At 73.0% G+C, this 4884-nt stretch carries 5 protein-coding genes; all 5 read right to left on the reverse strand.

Annotated features, from left to right (window positions below):
- Positions 1 to 628: baseplate J/gp47 family protein (locus tag ACJ73U_RS41195; protein ID WP_407783212.1), on the reverse strand; the 628-nt coding region annotated here is incomplete at its 3' end.
- Positions 625 to 2550, reverse strand: a complete 1926-nt coding sequence (locus tag ACJ73U_RS41200; protein WP_407783213.1) for a baseplate J/gp47 family protein — start codon at positions 2548 to 2550, stop codon at positions 625 to 627. The genes ACJ73U_RS41200 and ACJ73U_RS41195, both read right to left, overlap by 4 nt.
- Positions 2551 to 2599: 49 nt before the next feature.
- The gene (locus tag ACJ73U_RS41205) at positions 2600 to 3004 is read right to left on the reverse strand and encodes a GPW/gp25 family protein (protein WP_407783214.1); all 405 of its coding nucleotides are present in this window, start codon (positions 3002 to 3004) and stop codon (positions 2600 to 2602) included.
- Entirely contained in the window at positions 3001 to 3639 is a 639-nt protein-coding gene (locus ACJ73U_RS41210) for a phage baseplate assembly protein V (RefSeq protein ID WP_407783215.1), read from the reverse strand. Before ACJ73U_RS41210 ends, ACJ73U_RS41205 begins: the two co-directional genes overlap by 4 nt.
- Positions 3636 to 4829 carry a phage late control D family protein gene (locus ACJ73U_RS41215; protein ID WP_407783216.1) on the reverse strand — a complete coding sequence of 398 codons (1194 nt, stop codon included), beginning with the start codon at positions 4827 to 4829 and terminating at the stop codon, positions 3636 to 3638. Before ACJ73U_RS41215 ends, ACJ73U_RS41210 begins: the two co-directional genes overlap by 4 nt.
- Positions 4830 to 4884: the final 55 nt, after the last annotated feature.

Here is a 4884-nt window from a genome sequence, read left to right on the forward strand (position 1 = left end):
ACAAAAACACTAAAAGACTCTCTAACGATCTCACGATGCCGCCGAGGCCCAGCCACAGGGCGTTGCCCGGCTGGGGCTCGGCCCCGAACGGCGGGAACGGGCGGCCGGGCCCGTTCGGCCCCAGCGGCCCCGGCTCGAGCGCGCCACCCCGCTGCACGGCGAGCACGCCCAGCGTCGCGGGGGTGGCGTACAGGTCCTGGTCGGTCTCGTAGATGACCTGGCCGCCGGTGCCGGACGCCGCGGCCTGGAAACCCGCCGGCACGAGCACCGACACGCCGTCCGGCGGGGTCACGGTGAACTCCAGCAGCGCGGCCGCCGCGGTGGCCGGCTCGCGACGCACGCCCGCGGTGTTCAGGTGCTCGGCCAGGACCTTCTCGGGCAGCCGGTTCAGCCGGGTGAGCACGGGTTCGGTCTGGGTGCCGAACAGGCGCACGAGCGCGACACCGGCGTCCTGGCGGTCGGGGTTGGTCCAGTCCGGGGTGTAGCCGGGGATGCGGTCCCGCACGGCGGCGCGGACCGCCTCCCTGCTCGCGTCGACGAGCTCCGGCTGCACCCCGGACGGTCCCGGGCCAGGGACCAGGTGCCCCTCTTCGGTGGAGTCGCGCACCCACCAGACGTCGCTTGTCACAAGAGCCCCTCTCCCGGCTCGGTCGCGGGCACGACGTGTGTCCGGACCTCCCGCACCACGGGCAGCTCGTTCGCCCGCAGGGCCACGTCGTCGCAGGACTCCTCGGGGTCCGCGCCGTCCAGGCCGACGGCCACGGCCGACACGCTCGCCAGGTCGCCGAGTGCCTGCTGGGCGGCACGCAGCAACGCCGAGGGCCGCAGTGGCTCACCGAAGGGCCAGCCCGTGCCGTCGTCGCCGCCCACCAGCGGGTCCAGGAACCGGCGCAGCGCGTCGCCGACCACCGTGGACACCCGGACCCGGTCGGCCGGGGTGCCGGACAGGTCGACCCGCAGCCGGACGGGCCGGTACGCCGGCGCGCGCACGAACACCTCGGCCGTGAGCAACCGGGCCGCGCCGAGCCGGTGGGCGACCGCGCGCAGCATGCCGGGATCCGGTTGCGGCGCCGGCACGACATCGGTGGCCGCCGCGTCGTCGCGGGGCACGGAGGGGACGATGTAGACGGACACCGCGCCGGGCACCCGCGCGCACGGGAAGCCCGGGTGCTCGCCGACCGAGGCGAAGGCGCGGCCGACCGCCACGCCCGGCGTGGTCACGGCCAGGGTGACGTAGTCCTCGGCGGTCACGGCCCTGGTCACCTCGCCGAGCGCGCCCGCCGCGCGGTCGCGGGCTCCTGCCACCGTCTCCGGGTCCGCGCCGCCCTCGGCCTGGACGAGGTTCGCGCCCCGCACCGGCACCGGATCCGCGACGGGCAGCCAGTTCTCGGTGCGGCCGCCGTTGCCGTCCCGGCCGCCGCCGATCGTGTAGTCGACCCGCAGGTCGTGGGTGGGGCGCGGGACCCGGCCGGTGAGCCCGTCGCCGAACACGAGCGCGCCGTCGCCCCGGTCCAGCAGGAAGACCGGGTCGCGGGAGGAGCCGAAGGCGAAGTCCACCACCGGGTCCCACCGCTCGCCGGCGAGCCGGAGGGTCGCGGTGAGCAGGCGGCCGGCCGCGTCGGGCAGCACGAGCCGCTGGCCGGGGAGCCTCAGCCAGCCGTCGAGCTGGTCCGCCACGTCGGCGCCGGTCACGGTGCGGCTCTCGACGTGGCGCGCGGCGGAGGTGTTGACCGCCAGCTGGAGCAGGCGCGGCGGTGCCGGATACGTCGCGGCCGGGGTGGACACCACCAGCCCGCGGTCCTGTGTGGACCACCCGGCGGGCGGTCGCAGGCGCACCACCCCCGACCGCCGCAGGCCGCCGGTGCCGTCCTGGACCTCGTCGAACGCCCCGGAGACCGTGCTGTCCGGCCGGAACCAGGACCAGGTGAGGTCGGCCGGCGGAGCGACGTCGGGACCCACGAGACGGGACCAGGACGGCGGCAACGGCGAGTCCAGCTCGACGAGCAGCGAGAGCCAGCCGGACGCGAGGTGTGCGCCGGCGAGCGGCAGGGTGAAGCGGGCGGAGGCGGCGGCGCCGTCGGCGGCGAGCAACGCGACCCCGCGGCGGGCGAGGAGGTCGGCGGTGCGGTCGCGGTCCGTCCACACCGTCACGTCGCCGTGGACGTCGACGGGGAGAACGGTCACCTCGTCGTCGAGGGTGAACCGGATGGCCGCGGCCGGGTCCCGCGACATGACCGTGCCCGCGGGAACGACGGTCGGGACCGGCTCGTCGGTGGTCAGCCGCAGGACGGTGGCCGCGGACCGGGCCGGGCGCGGCGGTTCGAGGCCGAGCAGGTGGAGGATCGCGACGACGAGCTCGTCCGGGGCCTGGTCCAGCCAGTAGAGCCGCTGCTCGAGCAGGTAGGCGAAGAGCTCCAGCAGCGTGATCCCGGGGTCGACGGGCGCGTGCAGCGTCCACGTGCCGTCGGACTCGGCCGGGACGCGGCGGGTGATGGCCGACATCATGTCGGCCCAGGTCAGGTCGTCGAGCTTCGGCGCGGGCAGGGTCATGACGATCCCTCCCCCGCTCCGTGGCACCGGAACCCTCCGCAAGCTCCGCTCATGGCGTGCTTCCCGTCAGGCCGAGGTAGAACGGGAACACCAGGTTCGCCTTGGTGTTGGTGCGGCGGATCCGGTACTCCACCGAGACCGTGACGTGCGACTCGTCGGCGGGATCGGTCTCGGCGAGGACGCTGTCCACCTCCACCCTCGGCTCGAAGTTCCGCACGGCGTCGGCGACGGACCGCTCCAGGTCGTGCAGGTTCGCCACGCTGCCGGGCGCGAACACCGACTCCTGCGCCTTCGTGCCGAGGTCCGGCCGCATCACGCGCTCGCCGGTCGCGGTGAGCAGCAGCGCGCGCAGGCAGTGCTCGATGCTCTGCTCACCGACGGCGTAGCCCAGCCGCCCGGCCTCGTCGGGCAGGATCGGGAACCGCCAACCGGTGCCGAGGAAGGGCTCGGTCACGACGCCTTCACCTTCTTCGCCAGCACCGACGGCGCCAGCGGCGCCGTGGGCGGACCGGTGGCACCGCCCGGAGCCGGGTGGGTGTGCTCGGCGAAGGCCTGGAGCAGCTGGTTGCCGAGCACGACGGGTTCGCCCGACTCGTCACCGAGGTTGACGTCGTTCGCCTTGACCGTCACCTTCGCGGCCTCCAGGGTGATCTCCCCGCTGTCGCTCAGGACCACCTTCGCGCCCTTGGCGGTGCTGATCGTGATCGTCTTCGCGTCCTCGTCGAGCAGGATCTGGTGACCGGCCCTGGTGCGGATGATCTTCTGGTCGCGGGCGTTCTTGTGCGCGTTCGGCGGCTTCTTCTGTCCGTTGTAGAGCGCGCCGAGCACGTACGGCTGCCGCATGTCCCCCTGGAAGAACGCGACCAGCACCTCGTCGCCCACCTCGGGCACGAACACCGAGCCGTGGTCGCCGCCCGCGTGGAGCTGGCTGACCCGGGCCCAGGGGCTGTCGGACGAGCCCCCGTCCAACCAGTAGTACTTCACCTGGACCCGGCCCTCGGCGGCGTCGTCGTCGTTCTTCACGACCTCGGCCGGTGCGACGCCGTAGTAGAGCTTGTCGTTCGCCATGGCGCGCGGCTTGTCCCTCATTTCTCGTCCCCCTGGAAGATCCGCCGGCCGGTGAAGGTGGTGAAGAAACCGCTGGTGTTGAGGGCGTGCTCGACCCGCTTGACGAAGTAGGTGCCGGAGAACCGCTTGCCGAGGCCGAAGATCTCCAGGTTGTCCCCCGGCCGCAGCTCCGGCAGCCCGGCCACCCGACCGGTCGCGGTGATGAACTCGTAGGCCCGTTCCCGCAGCAGGGCGACGGCCAGCTCCTTGGCCTCCTCCTGGCTGAGGACCGGCGCGTCGACCACCACCTCCTGGCGGCCGCCGGCCGCGCTCTCCGCCGCCTCCGGCCCGCTCTGCCCGTCGGCCGAGTTCTGGCCGCCGGGCAGGTCCTTCGCGGTCGCGGTGTACTCGATCGGCTGCGCCCGCACCGGGTCCCAGCCGTGCACGGTGAGCTTGCTGACCTGGCTGGTGATCGTCATGGTCGGGGTGAAGTCGAGGAGGTTGGGCACCAGGCCCGCGGGTTGCGCGGCGGGCCCGGTGGTCAGGCCCGGGCTGTAGGCGAGGCGGAACAGGCGGATCGGTGCGCCGTCGCGGCCGTCGGTGGGCTTGACGAAGTACAGCGTCTGCTCGCCCGTCTGCGGATCCGGCAGGATGTAGCAGTCGAAGTCGATCCGCTTCGCCCGCTCCATCAGGAACTGCCCGTCGGACTGGTTCTTCTGCACCACCAGGTCGTGCACCGGTCCCTGGTGGGTCGTCTCGAAGGCCAGCTTGTTGCGCCGGGCTATCTGTTCGGCGATCTCCCAGTCGGCCTTGTGGACGAAGTTCTTGTCCTCGTCCTTGGTCGGCTTGCGGTCCTTGAGCGCGAGCATGCCGTCCACCCCGGTGATGGAGACGGTCGGCGACGCGCCGTCCGGGAACTTGGGGGACAGCGAGCTGATCGTGCCGGTGGCGACGGCCAGCAGCTTGTCCGCGTACCCGAGCCGGACGGAGACGCGCGTGCCGAGCTGCAACTTGTCCGAGTCGCTGTGCTTGAACTTCAGGGCGACGTCGTCCCAGTTGTTCAGCTCGAGGTCGAAGCCGGACATCTCGTCGATGTCGCGGTGCACCTTGATGTCGATGATGTCGTTCCTGGTCGTCCGGTCGGCCTGGAGGCCGTCGATGACGACCTCGAAGGTGGGGGCGTAGCGGTCCGGATCGGCGACCTCGGGCTGGGTGCCGGCGGGAGCGATCATCGCGGGGCCCCTCTCACGGCAGCCGGGGCACGGTCAGCACCAGCCCCGGCCGCAG

Source organism: Actinophytocola sp., assembly GCF_045807065.1.
In the GTDB taxonomy this organism is placed as follows: Bacteria; Actinomycetota; Actinomycetes; order Mycobacteriales; family Pseudonocardiaceae; genus Actinophytocola.